Annotated in this window: 17 protein-coding genes and 1 riboswitch; of the genes, 5 read left to right on the top strand and 12 right to left on the bottom strand. The window is 47.0% G+C overall.

The annotated features are described in order from the left end of the window. Window positions 1-10: 10 nt before the first annotated feature. The 3 genes from ACQ4XT_RS14360 to ACQ4XT_RS14350 are packed head-to-tail and all read right to left on the bottom strand — an operon-like array spanning window position 11 to window position 2523. Window positions 11-835: a MetQ/NlpA family ABC transporter substrate-binding protein gene (locus ACQ4XT_RS14360; protein ID WP_446854271.1), complete on the bottom strand. Its 825-nt coding sequence runs from the start codon at window positions 833-835 to the stop codon at window positions 11-13. Window positions 836-857: 22 nt separating this feature from the next. Then, window positions 858-1520 (bottom strand): methionine ABC transporter permease, encoded by a 663-nt coding sequence (locus ACQ4XT_RS14355; protein WP_446854270.1) that lies wholly within the window; start codon window positions 1518-1520, stop codon window positions 858-860. Continuing rightward, complete coding sequence (locus ACQ4XT_RS14350; RefSeq protein ID WP_446854269.1) at window positions 1480-2523, bottom strand: methionine ABC transporter ATP-binding protein; 1044 nt, start codon at window positions 2521-2523, stop codon at window positions 1480-1482. Before ACQ4XT_RS14350 ends, ACQ4XT_RS14355 begins: the two co-directional genes overlap by 41 nt. A gap of 87 nt (window positions 2524-2610) precedes the next feature. Continuing rightward, a riboswitch (SAM riboswitch) is annotated at window positions 2611-2716 on the bottom strand. Window positions 2717-2860: 144 nt separating this feature from the next. Between ACQ4XT_RS14350 and ACQ4XT_RS14345 the strand changes: the two genes are divergently transcribed. Then, window positions 2861-3931, top strand: coding sequence for an iron-containing alcohol dehydrogenase family protein (locus ACQ4XT_RS14345; RefSeq protein ID WP_446854268.1), 1071 nt, complete (start codon window positions 2861-2863; stop codon window positions 3929-3931). A 4-nt stretch (window positions 3932-3935) separates the two neighbouring features. Here the strand turns inward: ACQ4XT_RS14345 and ACQ4XT_RS14340 are convergent, their stop codons facing one another. Further along, a complete protein-coding gene (locus ACQ4XT_RS14340; protein ID WP_446855687.1) occupies window positions 3936-5267 on the bottom strand; it encodes an FAD-binding oxidoreductase/lyase in 1332 nt (443 codons plus the stop codon). 4 nt (window positions 5268-5271) lie between these two features. Beyond that, entirely contained in the window at window positions 5272-5844 is a 573-nt protein-coding gene (locus tag ACQ4XT_RS14335) for a GNAT family N-acetyltransferase (RefSeq protein ID WP_446854267.1), read from the bottom strand. A gap of 137 nt (window positions 5845-5981) precedes the next feature. On the opposite strand from ACQ4XT_RS14335, the gene ACQ4XT_RS14330 reads away from it, so the two are divergent. Continuing rightward, entirely contained in the window at window positions 5982-6890 is a 909-nt protein-coding gene (locus ACQ4XT_RS14330) for a DMT family transporter (RefSeq protein ID WP_446854266.1), read from the top strand. Between the two features lie 179 nt (window positions 6891-7069). Here the strand turns inward: ACQ4XT_RS14330 and ACQ4XT_RS14325 are convergent, their stop codons facing one another. Continuing rightward, the gene (locus ACQ4XT_RS14325; RefSeq protein WP_446855686.1) at window positions 7070-9793 is read right to left on the bottom strand and encodes a pullulanase; all 2724 of its coding nucleotides are present in this window, start codon (window positions 9791-9793) and stop codon (window positions 7070-7072) included. Between the two features lie 215 nt (window positions 9794-10008). On the opposite strand from ACQ4XT_RS14325, the gene ACQ4XT_RS14320 reads away from it, so the two are divergent. Then, on the top strand, window positions 10009-10320 hold the full coding sequence (locus ACQ4XT_RS14320; protein ID WP_446854265.1) for a hypothetical protein: 312 nt from the start codon (window positions 10009-10011) through the stop codon (window positions 10318-10320). Window positions 10321-10349: 29 nt separating this feature from the next. On the opposite strand, the gene ACQ4XT_RS14315 is transcribed toward ACQ4XT_RS14320, so the two are convergent. Both ACQ4XT_RS14315 and ACQ4XT_RS14310 read right to left on the bottom strand, forming a co-directional pair. Beyond that, complete coding sequence (locus tag ACQ4XT_RS14315) at window positions 10350-10916, bottom strand: hypothetical protein (RefSeq protein ID WP_446854264.1); 567 nt, start codon at window positions 10914-10916, stop codon at window positions 10350-10352. Continuing rightward, window positions 10913-11815, bottom strand: a complete 903-nt coding sequence (locus ACQ4XT_RS14310) for a hypothetical protein (RefSeq protein ID WP_446854263.1) — start codon at window positions 11813-11815, stop codon at window positions 10913-10915. Before ACQ4XT_RS14310 ends, ACQ4XT_RS14315 begins: the two co-directional genes overlap by 4 nt. A gap of 284 nt (window positions 11816-12099) precedes the next feature. Here ACQ4XT_RS14310 and ACQ4XT_RS14305 point away from each other — a divergent pair, with 284 nt between their 5' ends. Then, window positions 12100-12672 (top strand): LURP-one-related/scramblase family protein, encoded by a 573-nt coding sequence (locus ACQ4XT_RS14305; RefSeq protein WP_446854262.1) that lies wholly within the window; start codon window positions 12100-12102, stop codon window positions 12670-12672. A 20-nt stretch (window positions 12673-12692) separates the two neighbouring features. Here ACQ4XT_RS14305 and ACQ4XT_RS14300 read toward each other — a convergent pair whose 3' ends face one another. The 4 genes from ACQ4XT_RS14300 to ACQ4XT_RS14285 all read right to left on the bottom strand — a co-directional run bounded on the left by ACQ4XT_RS14300 (window position 12693) and on the right by ACQ4XT_RS14285 (window position 14448). Next, complete coding sequence (locus ACQ4XT_RS14300; RefSeq protein WP_446854261.1) at window positions 12693-12920, bottom strand: hypothetical protein; 228 nt, start codon at window positions 12918-12920, stop codon at window positions 12693-12695. Further along, window positions 12917-13375, bottom strand: a complete 459-nt coding sequence (locus ACQ4XT_RS14295; RefSeq protein ID WP_446854260.1) for a hypothetical protein — start codon at window positions 13373-13375, stop codon at window positions 12917-12919. The genes ACQ4XT_RS14300 and ACQ4XT_RS14295 overlap by 4 nt, the downstream gene beginning before the upstream one ends. A gap of 23 nt (window positions 13376-13398) precedes the next feature. Then, the gene (locus ACQ4XT_RS14290) at window positions 13399-13644 is read right to left on the bottom strand and encodes a hypothetical protein (RefSeq protein ID WP_446854259.1); all 246 of its coding nucleotides are present in this window, start codon (window positions 13642-13644) and stop codon (window positions 13399-13401) included. A gap of 417 nt (window positions 13645-14061) precedes the next feature. Beyond that, window positions 14062-14448 carry an ectoine synthase gene (locus ACQ4XT_RS14285; RefSeq protein WP_446854258.1) on the bottom strand — a complete coding sequence of 129 codons (387 nt, stop codon included), beginning with the start codon at window positions 14446-14448 and terminating at the stop codon, window positions 14062-14064. Between the two features lie 168 nt (window positions 14449-14616). Here ACQ4XT_RS14285 and ACQ4XT_RS14280 point away from each other — a divergent pair, with 168 nt between their 5' ends. After that, on the top strand, window positions 14617-15312 hold the full coding sequence (locus ACQ4XT_RS14280) for a toast rack family protein (protein WP_446854257.1): 696 nt from the start codon (window positions 14617-14619) through the stop codon (window positions 15310-15312). Window positions 15313-15348: the final 36 nt, after the last annotated feature.

Genomic DNA, 15348 nt, shown 5'->3' with positions numbered 1-15348 from the left:
GCCTTTCCTTCTACTCTTTCATCCATTGTGGTTTTCCAAAGCCTTTGAATTCTTCATCGATGATTTTTTCAAACTCCTCTGACTCCACAACTTCTTTAATATCTTTTACAAACTGTGCATCAAGATCTTCCGTATTGACAGCTACACGGTTACGGTAGTCATCCGGCATATCTTCAAGCGCTAAGGCATTCAAGAGGTCCATTCCAGCAGCTAAGGCGTAGTTTCCTGGAACCATGGATAAATCTTCGCTATCAACAAGTCGCGGCAGTTGACCAGCTTCCACTTCGACAAACTGGATATCTTTCTTATTCTTCGTAATATCGTTCAATGATGCACGCAATGGATCGACACTGTCGTCAACCTCAACCAGACCTTCATCCTCAAGAACAATCAAAGCACGAGCCAGGTTGGTTGGGTCGTTCGGTACTCCCATCGTGCTACCTTCTTCAATACTTTCGATATCCTCGTATGTATTGGAGTAAATCCCCATCGGCGCTGTCGGTACGATGATGACCTCAGATAGATCGAGATTGTTTTCCTTGGCGAAAGACTCTAAGTAGATTTTATGCTGAAAAAGGTTGGCATCCAAATCGCCGTTTGCCAGGGCTTTGTTTGGTTGAACATAGTCCGTGAATTCTTTGTTCGTCACTTCGTATCCCTTTTCCTCTAATAGGGGAGCGATCGCTTTCGTGACCATATCGCTGTAGGGTCCGGCAGTAGCTCCAAATCGGATCGTGTCTTTTCCGGAAGCGTCTGCACTCTCTTCTTCCTCCCCGCACGCAGCGAGAAATGTAATCGATAGTAAAGTAACACATAATAGAATGATTTTTTTCATGATGGTTCCTCCTAAATTTGCTTCAATTTTTCTTCACAGTTTTTGCAATGTAATCGCCTGTGTACTGCACGATTTGGACAAGGACAATAAGCAGGATGACGGTCGTGAACATGACAAAGTTATCGTAGCGATAGTAACCATAACGAATCGCCAGGTCTCCGATTCCACCACCCCCGATGGCACCCGCCATGGCTGAGTATCCAATCAAACTGATCGCTGTAATGGTCAATCCGCTGATCAGTCCCGGTTTGATTTCCGGGAAAATGATATCCTTGATGATTAACCATGGAGAAGCCCCGCAGGCGATGGCCGCTTCGATCACCCCTTTATCAATATCACGCGCCGATGATTCGACAATCCTCGCGTAAAAAGGGATCGCAGCTACAGAGAGGGCTACGGAAGCCGCTACCGGACCTGTGGTTGATCCGATTAAAAAGTTTGTAAAAGGAAACAGGAAGACAAGTAAAATGATGAACGGAACCGAACGAATCAGGTTCACCACAACGCCCACAATGCTTTTGACGAGTCGATTCTCAAGGAACAGATCACGGTCCGTCACAAATAAGAGCAGCCCGAGCGGAAGACCTGCAATTAAAGCGACGACAAGACCGATGCCCACCATGATCAGTGTTTCCAGGAATGATTTATTCAGCTCTGGCCAGAGATTGATCAGCTGTTCGATCATCTTGCAGCACCTCCACTTCTCCAAGCTTATCTTTCAATTCTTGTATGGCCTGTTTGACGACCTTTTGTTCTCCGGTCAATTCCATCACAAAGGTACCAAGAGCCTGGTCCTGGATGTAATCGATCTTCCCGTGGAGTATGTTAGCCCGTACGTTATACCCTTGTAAGAGGTCTGACACAATAGAATCGTTGGCCGAGTCCCCTTTAAACGTCATATGTACGATGGTTCCTTTCCGCTCTGATAAGACCTTTTCCGGGATCCGGAAGTCGATCACCGTTTGGATGAAGCGTTTCGTCAGTTCGTTTTCAGGCGCAGCGAAGATCTCGTATGTAGACCCCTGTTCCACGATTTTTCCGTCTTCCATAACGGCACAGCGATCACAGATTTCCTTGACGACCTCCATCTCATGGGTGATCAGAACGATCGTTAGGCCGAGTTCACGATTGATCTTTTTCAACAGGTTCAAAATTGATTGCGTCGTATTCGGATCAAGCGCTGAGGTGGCTTCATCACACAAAAGCACCTTAGGGTCATTGGCAAGCGCTCTCGCAATGCTCACTCTCTGCTTCTGTCCCCCACTCAACTGGGCCGGATACTGATCGGCTTTATCTGAGAGACCGACAAGCTCCAGCAATTCCTGTGCCCTTCTTTTTCTTTCCTGACGGTTGACGCCTGAAGCTTTCAGTGCAAAAGCCACATTTTCTAAAACGGTTTTCGCCATCGCGAGGTGAAAACCTTGAAAGATCATGCCAATCGATTGCCTCGCCTTTCTTAGTTCCTTGGCATTCAAGGTCATGAGATCGATTCCATCCACCATGACCTTCCCTTCTGTCGGGCGTTCCAGAATGTTCATGCATCGCAGCAGGGTGCTTTTCCCAGCCCCGCTGTACCCGACGACTCCAAAAATCTCACCTTTCTTGATGTCCAAGGAGACGTCATCGACTCCGATTACGGTTTTTCCCTTGGATTGATAGACTTTGCTCAGTTGTTCCAATGAAATCATCGGCTTCCCCCCTCATTCACAATTTCAAGTCCTACAAAAAAACTCCCGCCCTTTACGGGAGAGAGTTTCGCATGAAAGACTGCCAAACTCTTATCTCCCAGAATAAAAATATTCTGCAGGAATTAGCACCACTCCATTTGGAAGGTTGCTGTGATATCTACGGGCCTTCTCCCTCAATCACTCTCGATAAGAATTTCGTTTATGTTTTAACACTTTAACGCATGTGATAGGGTTTGTAAATAATTTTCTCAATTTTTTAAATTATATTTTTTCAACATTGACATTCGATTTTCAGGTATGGATAATAATGGGCATATCTTAGAGGGGGGAATGTTCAATGGAACCGATCCAAGTCCAGGGAGCGCCGACCTATTACCGGTGCGAACCAGGCGTGTTGAAACAAGTGCCTGAACTCGCGAAGGGTGAAAAGTTCAAGCATGGCACCATCATCCACGGCAGTGATTCGTGGAACATGGCCGAACCTTATATGCCTGAATTTCCATTCGCAGTCGAAACAATCCGGTATGAGGGGGAATGCACACATCAAGAAGTAGAAAGAATCGGGGAGAACATCACATCCACTGATGTCCTGATCGGTGTTGGAGGCGGGAAAATCCTTGACCTCGCGAAAGCATGCGGGGATCACCTGGATCTCCCTGTTATTCTGATTCCCACCTTGGTATCCAACTGTGCCGCTTGGACGCCATTGAGTGTTTTTTATGATGAGGATGGGAATTTCCATGAATATACCATTTTCAAAAGAAGTACATACATGGTTTTCATAGATCCGGATATGCTCGCTCACTCTCCAGTCAAATATCTCCGTGCGGGAATTGGGGATACGATTGCCAAATGGTATGAAGCAGATGTTTTGACAAAACATTTAAAAGAAAAACCCCTCCCCTTGGAAATTGCCCTTCACGCAGCAAAATTGTGTAGAGACATTCTATTTCAGGAAGGAAAAGATGCCGTACTTGCCAATGAAAAAGCTCAATGCACGACCGCTTTTACCCGTGTCGCTGAAACGATCATCATGGCTGGAGGTATGGTCGGGGGGTACGGGGATGGATACGGCCGGATCTCCGGTGCGCACTCCATCCACAATGGACTGACGAAAGTGCCGGGGACACATGCGTTTCTGCATGGAGAAAAAGTAGCTTACGGCATCCTCGTCCAGCTGGCTCTTGAAGGGGAAACAGAACAAATCCAGCAGCTGATCCCTTTTTACAAATCCATGCGTCTGCCTCTCTCACTCAAGGATCTAGATGCAGATTCTTTGGATGATATTGATACCATCTCCTACTATTCCACACGTCCAAGTGAATCGATTCACCTCATGGGTCTTCAAACGGAAGCAAGAGTGAAAGAAGCGATCCTGACCGTAGAGAAAAGCTTAGCCTCAAGGTAAAAGGCTAAGCTTTCATACAACGGGCCAAGTAAATGCCGCTCGCCGCCGCCTGTGACAACGAGTGCGTCTCCCCCGAGCAGTCCCCGATCAAGTACAGCCCTGGCAGCTCTGTTTCAAAGTGCTCATCCGTATAAATCTTCGCTTCATAAAACTTGCTGTCCAGCCCATAAAGGATGGTGTCACGATCGATTTTCTCCCCAAGCAGCCCTTCCAACGCTTCGAAAAACTCCAGCAGCGCTTCTAGATAAAGAGGCGGAACTTCTTTTTGGAGATCTCCAGCTTCTGCCTCCAAAGAGGGATGGATCACACCTGAAGAAAGGTGATCCGACGGTTTTCCTTCCAATAGATCTCCCAACTTTTGCGCCACAATCCTTCCTTTCCCCTGATTGATGCCTCCAATGACACGCTGAGCTTCCGTCATGGCTCTGATTTGATCTTTGAAGTACCGCGGCACGAAAAGAGTGAAATTCAAATTCTGACTCGGTTCCTCCTCGTTCTGGTTCTGACCATCTGCCATCACCAGGCCATGTTGATACTTGCGTACGATCCTTCCGCGCGGATTCATGCAGTAGGTGGTTGCGGAGTAACGATCGGTTATGTAATGCAGTTTCGTTTCAAAGGTTTCCTGAAGGATGGCATCGAGCTGACTGCCGCGCATCTCCACCCGGATCCCCAAGTCCAACCTTGTCTCGCCTGCCTTCAGCCCTAATTCTGCTGTCATGGGTTTCAGCCAGTCACTCCCACTCATTCCTGTCGCGAACACAACTTTCCTGCTTTGGAACCGGCCGTGGTTGGTATCGATCGAGAACAGGCCTTTTTCTTTTGTGACTGCTGTGACATCCGCTTCAAAAGTGAAGGTCATCTTATCAGACATCTCCTCATACATGCGTTGAAAGATCCCCCGGGCGAGCTGTGTCCCCAAATGGCGCACTTCTGTCGAGAACACTCGTAAGGAATGCTGGGCTGCTTGTGCAGAGAGTTTCTCATTTTTCGTACTGTATCTCTCCACATGGCCGCCCCCATAAGAACACAAAAGCTCATCGACCTCTTCCATGAGCGCGAGCGTTTCTTTTTCTCCGATCTTCCTTCCCAACTGTCCGCCAAAGTCGTTCGTATAATTGAATTTCCCTTCTGATTTCCCCAACCCTGCAAATCCGACGTACCGATCACAAGGCCCTTCACACGTACACGCTTCCTTCTGTAATCCACACGTCCGTTCAACCAGAGGTTTCCCTTTATCGATCACATGAATATTCATTTCCGGATGTTCTTTTGCTAACGTGTAAGCAAGGAATACACCACTGACACCGGCACCAATGATCGTCACGTCATACACAGGATCACTCCCCTTTTTCACGGACTTTGGCATAGATGCACGTATCGGTCAAACGCTTCCCATCTACAGACAGATCATCGTTGCGCAGGATTCCTTCAAGCTCAAAACCGAGAGACTCCGGAATGGCGCGGCTTCTTTTATTTTCTGATTCGCAGCGGATTTCCACACGGGCACCGCCTAAATCATCCAAGGCATACACCGTCAAAGCCTCCACCGCTTCCCGCATGTATCCTTTTCCACTGTGAGCGGTATCCATCCAGTAGCCGATTTCGAACTTCGGCACATCCCAGTCCATCCGATGAAAGCCTGTCGAGCCAACGAATGTCCGGTCCTCTTTCAGAAACACGAGATACCTTAAGTTCTGCCGCAGCAAAAACTTCGCGTGCGCTTCCCTCGCGTTTGATTCTGTGTCTTCGACGGTCGGCGTCTCCTGGACGAACCCGAGCCATGGTTTCAGTTCATTCACAGACCTTTGAATCGCTGCATTGACGGCTGTTCCGTCGCCCGGTTCCGGCATTTTCAAAAGCAGCCGTTCTGTTTCTATATGTGTTTTGACGTCTCGCATAACTGGATTCATTGTCCCATCCCCTTGTGATTCGATTTCATCCTTATCCTCTATCAAACAAGAATTCCTATTTTTTTGCAACAGCTATATTCAAACCTTTCTAAATTTTTGTATAATAGACGGACATTCATGGATGAAGGAGGGATCGGATGACGAGAAACCGCGCATTTATCCTCATATTTCTTGGCGCATCGCTTTGGGGAATCATCGGTCTTTTTGTGAACGAATTGTACGAGTATGGGTTCTCCCCCATTCAAGTCGTCGCTCTCCGGGTGACCTCTGCGATGGTGATGCTGCTCGGCTACATCATCATTTCCAATCGAAAGCTTTTGAAAATAAAACCCGCAGACTCGCGCTATTTCTTCGGAACAGGTGTGATCAGCATCGCGTTGTTCAACTGGTGTCTGTTCAGCGCCATCGAGGCGACTTCGATGTCGATCGCTTTCGTCCTCCTTTATACAGCGCCTGTTTTCGTGACCATTTTTTCGAGGATATTTTTCAAAGAAGCCTGGACAGGAAAAAAACTGGTCGCCCTAGTCACAACTTTTACCGGGTGCACCTTCGTCATCGGATTGCTACCGGAACTAGAGGCCTCCTTGTCGCTGGCCGGCTTACTATTCGGACTGGGTTCCGGTCTGTTTTACGCGCTTTACAGCATCTTCGGGAAGGTCGTTTTGAAAAAGTACCCTTCCTTGACGGTAACCTTCTATACGTTTGCCTTCGCAACCATTGCGGTGGTCCCTTTCAGCGGGCTATGGAACAATGCGGCAATCCTTACAGACATCCGCGTCTGGCTGCTGATTGCCGGACTCGGACTCATCTCGACCGTTCTGCCTTTTCTGCTCTACACGAAAGGCCTCGAACATGTGGAATCGAGCCGGGCTTCCATCGTCGCCACCATCGAACCCGTCGTCGCGACGCTCGTCGGTTATTTCGTATATGCGGAAGTGATGACGATCTATCAATATGCTGGCGTCGTGCTCGTGCTTTTATCTGTCATCATTGTGCAGGAGTCCAAAAAGAAGCCTGCGCAGCATAGAGAAAAATCCGCTTCTTGATCGTTCAGTCACTTTGAGATGGCGTTAGGGCGCTTTCGTGGTGCGTTCGGGCACTTTGGATGAGCGTTCAGTCACTTTGATCGTACGTTCGGGCACTTTCGCTCTCCGTTCAGTCACTTTGCCCAACCGTTCGGACACATTCAAAAAACCAGCTCCTCAGATGAGGAGCTGGCTTCTCTTTATTTCTTATGGATGACAACTGTCGTCAATGGATCGATGGTAATGCCATCTTTACTGAGCTCGAAACCGGATGGGTCTTTCACTTTTTTGCGGCCGGCTTCGTCATGATCGACGAGTACTTTTCCTTTTTTCAAGTTCTCATCTAAAGTCAACGTACGTGATTCGTCATCGGCGTTGATGAACACGTAATAGCTTCCTTTTGCTTTCTTGCCAGGATCGACAGCTTTATAAGCGATCATCAAATCGGTCTCCTGGATTTCAGGTGCATCCAATAGCGTGACGTTTTCTTCGACCGCTTCCTCAGAACCGAGGCGGAAAGCATCTGTCCAGCGTCTCAGTTCAATCAGACCTTTCGTATATTCCATTGTTTCCTGCTGGATACTTTGCTCGGACACGGCCTGCCAGTCGAACTGGTTGATCACATCAGTAGAATCATAGGAATCATGGATGAAGTAAGGGTCCTCGAACGGATGCCCGTTTTCATCTTCCATGTACGTCCACTTATCTTCTGGAACGCCATCGGCTTTCCACTGTTTCGTACGGCCGTATTCCTGCCCGGCATGAAGGAAAGAGATTCCTTGACTTGTTAGAATCATAGAATTCCCAAGGCGAATCCGTTTCTGGATTTCCTCTTCATGCTTCGCTGGGTCCTTTTTAATCGACTGTGCAATGACATCATGAAGCGTCAAGTTGTCGTGGGCCGCGATGTACTGGACGATATCGCCCGGGTCATCTTCCGTCACATTTCCAGGCTGTCCTTTGATGTTGTTGAAAATGGTATCGATGTTTCGCGCGCCATCTGTGATGAAGCGCGGTTCGCCTTCACTGCCGAAACCGGACTTCAATTCATTCCTGATTTCATCAGAAAAGACAGCCACTCCATCTGTTTCATCCATCCAATCCTGGTCCGCAGGTTGAACTCCTTCTCCACCGTTATCGCCGGCATACGTTCTCCAACCTTCTCCGAGCATCAAAATGTTCGGGTTCAAAGCTTCGGCTGCATCGTATGCGGCTTGGACACTCTCTGCATCCAAATCACCCATCAAATCGAAGCGGAAACCGTCCACTTTGAACTCATCGACCCAGTATTTGATGGAATCGACCATGAGCTTGCGGGACATTTCGTGCGTCGTTCCCACTTTTCCTCCGCCGTAGCCTGTTTTGGTATTCCCTTCCTCATCCATGAAGTGGTAGTAGTTTGGGACAAGGTCTTCAAGGATGCTCACTTTGGCTGTGTGGTTATACACGACATCCAAAATGACACCCATCTTGCGTTTATGGATTTCATCAATCAGCTGCTTGAACTCTTTGATCCTTTCTTCCGGATCTTCCGGACGCTCCGAATACATGCCGGAAAGAGCGAAGTAGCTGTGAGGATCATAGCCCCAGTTGTAATTGTTCCCTGAAGCGGAATACTCCCGCTCACGTGTACTGCTGTCGAACTCATCCCCGAAATAATACTTCATGACAGGGAGCAGTTGGATGTGGGTCACACCGAGCTCTTTTACATAATCGAGTTTTTCTACAAAAGCATTGAACGTGCCGAACTGGGAATCGAGTTGCCCTTCAATGCTCGGGTCAGATGTGAAGTCACGGACGTGTGCCTCCCAAATGATCGCATCTTCACGCTTTTCATAGCCTTTGATTTTGGCAAAATCAAGTTTCGGACCGATGTCAGAAGGATCGACGATCGCCGCTTTTCCTACATCATCGTTATCCTCATTGTTTGAAGCCGCCATCGATTTCGCATAAGGGTCGAGAGCAAGCTTCTCTTCGCCATAAGCTTCGATTTTGTATTGATAGTAGTAGCTGTTGAGGTCTTTGATTCCTGTATTGGATTCATCCAGCGTTACCGACCATACGCCATCGTCCCCTTTTTCCATCGGGATATCACGGTTCACGACTTCATACTGATCGTCTTTATCATAAAGAACGACAGAAACATTCGTCGCGATCGGTGACCAAAGCTTTAGTTCAGCCGTCCCGTTGTCATGTAGTGTCGCTCCGAGGTCGTCCCCGTCATAAGCGAACCTTTCATCGATCAGCTTCCAGTCGACAATGACATTCGTTTCTTCACCTCCATACTGGATGGTGTATGTCTGAGTGAGATCCAGCGCTTCTGCTGTTTCAAGTCGGACGTCTTGTCCATCCACCTCAGCAGACTCAATGGTGACGCGCTCTCCATCTGCGCCCTTCAAAACAAAATCAGAACGATCTGCATTTTCAATCACCTGGCTCATCTTCGCAGAAATGAGCGTGTCGTTGTTAATTTTCGCCGACTCCACGTAAGTCGTCAGCACAGGTTCTTCCAAATAGACTTCCTCCTTGCCTTGGACCAGCCAGAACTCTGTTTCACCGGTCGTTGGAAAACTGCGATCATTCGGAGTATCTTTTAGATCCCCCTTATGTACAATGAAATTCAATCCGTTCTTGATGTCGATGACCGGGATTTCCACGGACATTCCGAAGTCCGTTTCATTGGTAAATTCCACAGGGTCCGACCAATCCGTCCCTTGTTTAATCGCAGGATTGGAACCGTCCTGATTCCAAAGGTGCAGTCCCCAGCCTTCGTAATTTCCATCTAATCGTTTGTAATGAATGGTAACGGTTTCATTTGTTTCCGCCAAAGTTTTTGTTGAGCTGCCCGAAGGTAAAGATGTCGGACTCGCCAGCAAAAACACGAACACAACGCTGATAACAACCTTCCACCACTGTTTTCTCATCCTCAAATTATTTTCCTCCTTAAAAAGGGTTCTGAGTGCGATGCACGACATTTAGTGCAAACGCTTTCACAAACCAATATACCATACATTTCCTGAGTGTGAATAAATATTCAGAAAATGATTGAAAAGGAAACGATTGTCCTGTTTCTATAGTCCCAAGTTCTAAACCTGGGTTCTTTGAATACATTGAAAAAGGATAAACGGGAGGTGTTTGTATGTCAGCAGCACGTGTTCTCATGTGGGTCACCGCCTCTTTGGAAGCATTCTTAGGCATCCCTTTGATCGGAGGATCTTTCGTCATCACTTTATTGTGGACTCCCCTGGCCGTCATGCTCATTCTTCATATCATCACGCTTGTGCTTTCCCAGCAGAAAGGACGGGAAACGAGAGGAAGCATACTCGGAATCGTCACCTCATGCATCGGCTGGGTTCCTTTCGTCGGTATGGTCATGCACATTTTGACAGCGATCTTTTTATTCATTGATGCAGCCGAAGCAGATCCGGAATTGGAGAAGCAACCAGCATAAAAAGGCGCCTCATAGCGAGGCGCCTTTTTTTACACAGGAACGATATTCTGATGTTCTTTATGGTACGTTCTTATCAAAACCAGAAAGGCGATCTCCATGATGAGCAAAGCTCCCAACCCTATGATGAACAAGGGGATCGTCACGTTCTCAGGAATATTGATCGAAAATGGGATGAGTGAGAAATAGAGAATATGCGCCCCTAGATAAAACCTGAATAGTTTATAGGTTCTCTTCCTTAACTCTTCCTTGCCTCCTTTTTTCGACCAATCCATGAAAACATAAAAAAGGAAGTAGGCCAGGATCAGATGAACGATACTCGTGAACTGATGGTAAATCGTCACAAGATCGATACTGATACTGACACCCATGGTTGTTCCTGTAGGCTGGCCAATGAAAGCAAGCGGAATAGCGAGAATGCTGATGACCAGGGCTGTGGTTCTCGCCCCCTTCATCCCTTTCAAATTCCCATCCATTCCATTCAAGGCCGTTAATACCATGAGATAACCGATAAAATCAGCCAAGATTTCAATTTGGCCGAGGTGGATGTCGATTAAGACCAGTAATAAACCTCCGAAGATCCGATAAAAAGGATTCACTGACTTCCCCTCCTTTCGATCAGCAGTTCCATCTGTTCTGGTGAGAATTGCGGGTCATTAGATACGAGAAAAGGCTGCGTGAACGGCTGATCTCCATTGATCATCGTCCCTTCCATGACGATCTCATAGGAATAGGAGCGGATCTCATTCGGTTTTTCCTGCATCGTCAGCCTGATTCTTTCTCCCCTTTTCATTTCGATGGGGAAATCGATGTTTTCCAGAGGAACTCCCGCCACTTCACTCCAATCCTTATCCATTTCTTTCGAGTACGTGCGGGGCCCTCCCCCATCGGGCGTACCTGTCGAACCAATGGATGGCGTGTACAATTTCATCTTTATATCTTCATCAACTTCAGGGAACGGCGAGGATATCGATTCTATTTCCAACTCTTCTTTTACTGAAAAAGATCGGAAGGAACGACCGTTACTGCTACTTGAACTGGATTGTTGTGTGAATAGTCCATTCCCCTTCCTCAACTCCCGGGCTTCAATCATGCCAATATCCGCATATAATGTCTTTCCATCATTGAAGTGAATCGTGGCTTTCCCTTCATGATCGACTTCCAATTCTCTCATTTGCTGCTCATCAAACCTTGTTGTTTTCAGCAGATAATGCGTGGACCTGCTGCGGACATCCGGCCCAAAGGCAGGGTTTTCATTCGGAAAGGCATACTGGTCCGCTTCCGCATGTAATGTCGTTCCATCACTAAACTCTACACTCACGACACGGGCCGGGTCCTCTCGATTGGTTAAGTAATAAAGCTCGAACATACCGGTTCCATCATAAAAATGTTCAAGAAAAATCGGTTCCTCCAACTGCTTGGATTGGTAGAACCATAAGTTGCCTCCCCAACTGATCGCGATGATCAGCAGAGAGATGATCAATGTTTTTCCTTTCATATGTATCTTCCTAACTCTTATTCTTTTCGCGCGATTCATGCTTCCTTTGGCGCGGTTCGGGCTCCCTTTGGCGCGACTCAGGCTCCCTTTGGCGCGACTCCGGCTCCCTTTGGCGCGACTCCGGCTCCCTTTGGCGCGACTCAGGCTCCCTCTGGCGCGACTCCGGCTCCCTCTGGCGCGATTCGGCCTCCCTTTGGCGCGATTCGCTATTTTTAAATGGATGAAACCACCACACTCATTCATCCGTACTATATAGGAATCCTTATATAGAAAGCGAGACGATTATGTTACATCATTCAACCTACTACACACTGCAGACCGAAACTATTATGGCTCATCAAAGCGCTCAGTACAGCATTTCAGATCATGAGAATCAGAGAGTCGCGACATTCGAGGAGGATTCTTCTACGTCTACCCACTGGCTGAATCATGCCTTGAAATTGATCAATCTTAATCAAATGACCAGCTTACATATCAAGCTTATATCGACGAAACAGGATGTGATCGCTCATATTCATAGAAAAAAAGGGCTCTCAAACGATGTCTCCATTCAAACGGCAGATTCTACGTTCGACCTCCATTTCAAAGGGAGCGTGTCACAAAAAATCATAGCCGTATCTGCTGGAGAAACACTTTTTGAAGTGAATGGGAAAAACATGGCGTCTGATTTTGAAGTGAAATCCGGAGAAAGACAAATCGCAACGATCCAGAAAAGATCGATTCCAGCTCCGACCACTAAAGAAGCCTGGCTTTCCGGAGACCTCTATCATATAAGAGGCCACGAGTGGAGTGAAGAACAGGCCATCCTGATCTTATGTACAACCTTAATGATCGATCTGACCTACCACCACAGATAGAGCCGTTCATGGCTCTTTTTTTATATCATCACCGTAAATATGGAAACAGACGCTATGAAGAAATAGAAAAGCGCATACTCTTTCCGGTCATCCATCCATTCGTCGATCCCCAGCAATAATACCAGCACGCCAATGATCACACCATTGAGTTGTACCGAAGGGTTGAAGCCGTCATGAAACAAACTTGTGGTGAGCCAGATCAGCGCCACACCCCCATACAAGACATTAAATAGCTTCAATGCTTTCATGCGGCCATGCTCCTATCCTTCATGTATTCTTCATAGTAATGCATTTTGGCTTTCCATTTCTTAATGCCTTGTCTAAAACCGGCCGCCAGTCCAATAGCCAGGAACAGGCCGAACATCATCCATGAAGCGTTTGCTCCAAGAATGGCAGGGAACAGCACTTCTAAGCTTTTGGACAGGGAAGAACGGAATTGAAAGAGAAAGCGCCGGTCCCTCCACCGTTCATCCCAGATCTGCCACAACTCTTCATTCGTTTTCCTGCTCATGTACGTTTCATAAAGAAAAAATCCATAAAAGATAACAGCCCCCAGATAAAAGAGACCCGGAATCATTTTGAAAAAAATCTGCCCAAAGCCAATACACAAAACCATCAGCAGGAAAAGGTGCCACATAGAGCTCCGGGCTTTGTTTCTAACCTTTTTCTGGTCCACACTTTCTTGTTTTAATGCTTCTTCCATATAAACTCCCTCGCAATATGTAATCAGAAAAATAACAAACCATATAAGGATAGACTAAAAATGAGGAAACAAAGTCCAATCGTGATCAAGGGCTCGACGGTCTTTCCTGTTTCACGCATATCTATCACCCTTGTAATGACAACGGATGGCGCCAGGAAAATCCAACCCCATTCTGCACGAAATGGATAATCTGTGAACAGCATCAAAAGAAAAATAAGGACGGCAGCCCCGAATAGAATATGGACCACCCATCTCCAAGTCTTCTTCAAATTCATCCCCCTTTCAAGCTACACAGGTCTATTAGCAGCAGGTATTCGCTCAAAGAGTCTTCACTGATCAGAACACTTTTCATAACGAATGAAAGAACAAACTATACAGGGAAAACCCCAAAATAAGGACACCGAAAGCGATAGTAAGAATCGGTTCCACTCTCTTTACATTCTGCATATCTTTTACTCTCCTAACCACCATGGATGGGACGGAGCAAATCCATAATAACTCCCATCGAAAAGGAAATTCTGTAAACAGCGGGAGGATGAGGGCGAAGAATCCGGCAACTAAAAAAATGATACCAATCCTGTCCCATACCTTTATCACGAAGAACCCTCCTTCAACACCACGGGTCTTATTGTAACAAAAATTTCCGTTTTTATGGAAAAAAATAACCCTTCCTGGACCAGGAAAGGTTACGATTCATCGGCTGGGTACACCCCATCTTCATCATGGACTTCATTCCCACTGATGGGTGGATTGAAGACGCAGATCATCCTCATGTCCGTTTTCGCCCGTAACAGATGCTCATCATGTTCATCGAGCGCATAGAGGACCCCCTGTTCGATCGGCCATGTCTTTTGGTCTTTGAGCGTGACGACTTCCCCCTCTCCTTCGATACAATAGACCGATTCCAAATGGTGCTTGTACCATATGTGTGTTTCCGTACCCGCGCGGATGATCGTGTCGTGGACCGAATAGCCCATTCCGTCCTTTTTGACGATGAGACGGCGGCTGTTCCACGTCCCTCCATCGACATCCTGACTCGTCCCGATCACATCTTTTAAGGCAACAACCTTCACAACATCTCCTCCTTCTTTTCCAATCTATTCCCTATTTGAAAGAGTAGAACGCACCTTTTATGGAAGAAAAATACACCCCGAGACCTATGAAAGATACACCCTCAGCCTGTGAGCCATTTGCAGGAAATCCTCTATACTGGTTGTAGTTGGAAAAAAGGAGCGGTGATGATGAAGAAGTTATTCAAAACTCTGGTTGGCGCGAGTACCTTGATGACACTGGCAGGATGTTCATTCGTTCATGCCGGGGAACAGGTGGAAGAAACACAACGAGTCCAGCAGGATGATGCAGATCAACTAAAGGTCGACATTGACATGGGCGTCGGAGAGCTTACGTTAGGTACAGGATCGGAAGACTGGCTGGAAGGGTCGTTCCTTTACCCTGAGAGCTATTTGACTCCAGAGCTTTCTTATCAAGACGAAACGATCAAGCTTACACAAACCAAAGTAAAAAAGAAGTTCATCAATCATCAAAAGAGTGAGTGGGACGTACTCTTAACGGAAAGGATCCCTGTCGACTTATCCATCCAAACGGGTGCTGCGGAATCCAAACTTGACCTGAAAACGGCGAAGCTGAAAAACCTCTCCCTCGAAGCTGGTGTAGGTGAATTGACTGTCGATCTATCCGGCGATTATGAGGAAAGCTTTGATGTGAAAATGGAAACAGGGGTTGGGGAAAGCACCATTTACCTGCCTCAAGGAACCGGTGTGAAAATTACTGCAGTGAAAGGAATCGGCGAGATCACAACGGATGGTTTCACAAAAATGGGAGATTCATGGGTGAACGAAGCTTATGATTCCAGTGAAACACGCATTCATATCGATGCTGAAATAGGAGTCGGGGACCTAGGATTCATCGTGAAATAATACAGGAATGACGTGGCATATCAAGTCTTATTAGGA

The organism is Halobacillus sp. 12SKB (assembly GCF_052941655.1).
Note: the sequence above shows the minus strand (reverse complement) of the source record. Positions and strands in the feature narration are given on the sequence as shown.

Coding starts and splice junctions, on each gene's coding strand:
- ACQ4XT_RS14295 (WP_446854260.1), bottom strand. CDS start 13,375: ATGGAAGAAGCATTAAAACAAGAAAGTGTGGACCAGAAAAAGGTTAGA.
- ACQ4XT_RS14350 (WP_446854269.1), bottom strand. CDS start 2,523: ATGATTTCATTGGAACAACTGAGCAAAGTCTATCAATCCAAGGGAAAA.
- ACQ4XT_RS14300 (WP_446854261.1), bottom strand. CDS start 12,920: ATGAAAGCATTGAAGCTATTTAATGTCTTGTATGGGGGTGTGGCGCTG.
- ACQ4XT_RS14310 (WP_446854263.1), bottom strand. CDS start 11,815: ATGAAAGGAAAAACATTGATCATCTCTCTGCTGATCATCGCGATCAGT.
- ACQ4XT_RS14355 (WP_446854270.1), bottom strand. CDS start 1,520: ATGATCGAACAGCTGATCAATCTCTGGCCAGAGCTGAATAAATCATTC.
- ACQ4XT_RS14325 (WP_446855686.1), bottom strand. CDS start 9,793: ATGAGAAAACAGTGGTGGAAGGTTGTTATCAGCGTTGTGTTCGTGTTT.
- ACQ4XT_RS14320 (WP_446854265.1), top strand. CDS start 10,009: ATGTCAGCAGCACGTGTTCTCATGTGGGTCACCGCCTCTTTGGAAGCA.
- ACQ4XT_RS14360 (WP_446854271.1), bottom strand. CDS start 835: ATGAAAAAAATCATTCTATTATGTGTTACTTTACTATCGATTACATTT.
- ACQ4XT_RS14345 (WP_446854268.1), top strand. CDS start 2,861: ATGGAACCGATCCAAGTCCAGGGAGCGCCGACCTATTACCGGTGCGAA.
- ACQ4XT_RS14305 (WP_446854262.1), top strand. CDS start 12,100: ATGTTACATCATTCAACCTACTACACACTGCAGACCGAAACTATTATG.
- ACQ4XT_RS14280 (WP_446854257.1), top strand. CDS start 14,617: ATGAAGAAGTTATTCAAAACTCTGGTTGGCGCGAGTACCTTGATGACA.
- ACQ4XT_RS14335 (WP_446854267.1), bottom strand. CDS start 5,844: ATGAATCCAGTTATGCGAGACGTCAAAACACATATAGAAACAGAACGG.
- ACQ4XT_RS14330 (WP_446854266.1), top strand. CDS start 5,982: ATGACGAGAAACCGCGCATTTATCCTCATATTTCTTGGCGCATCGCTT.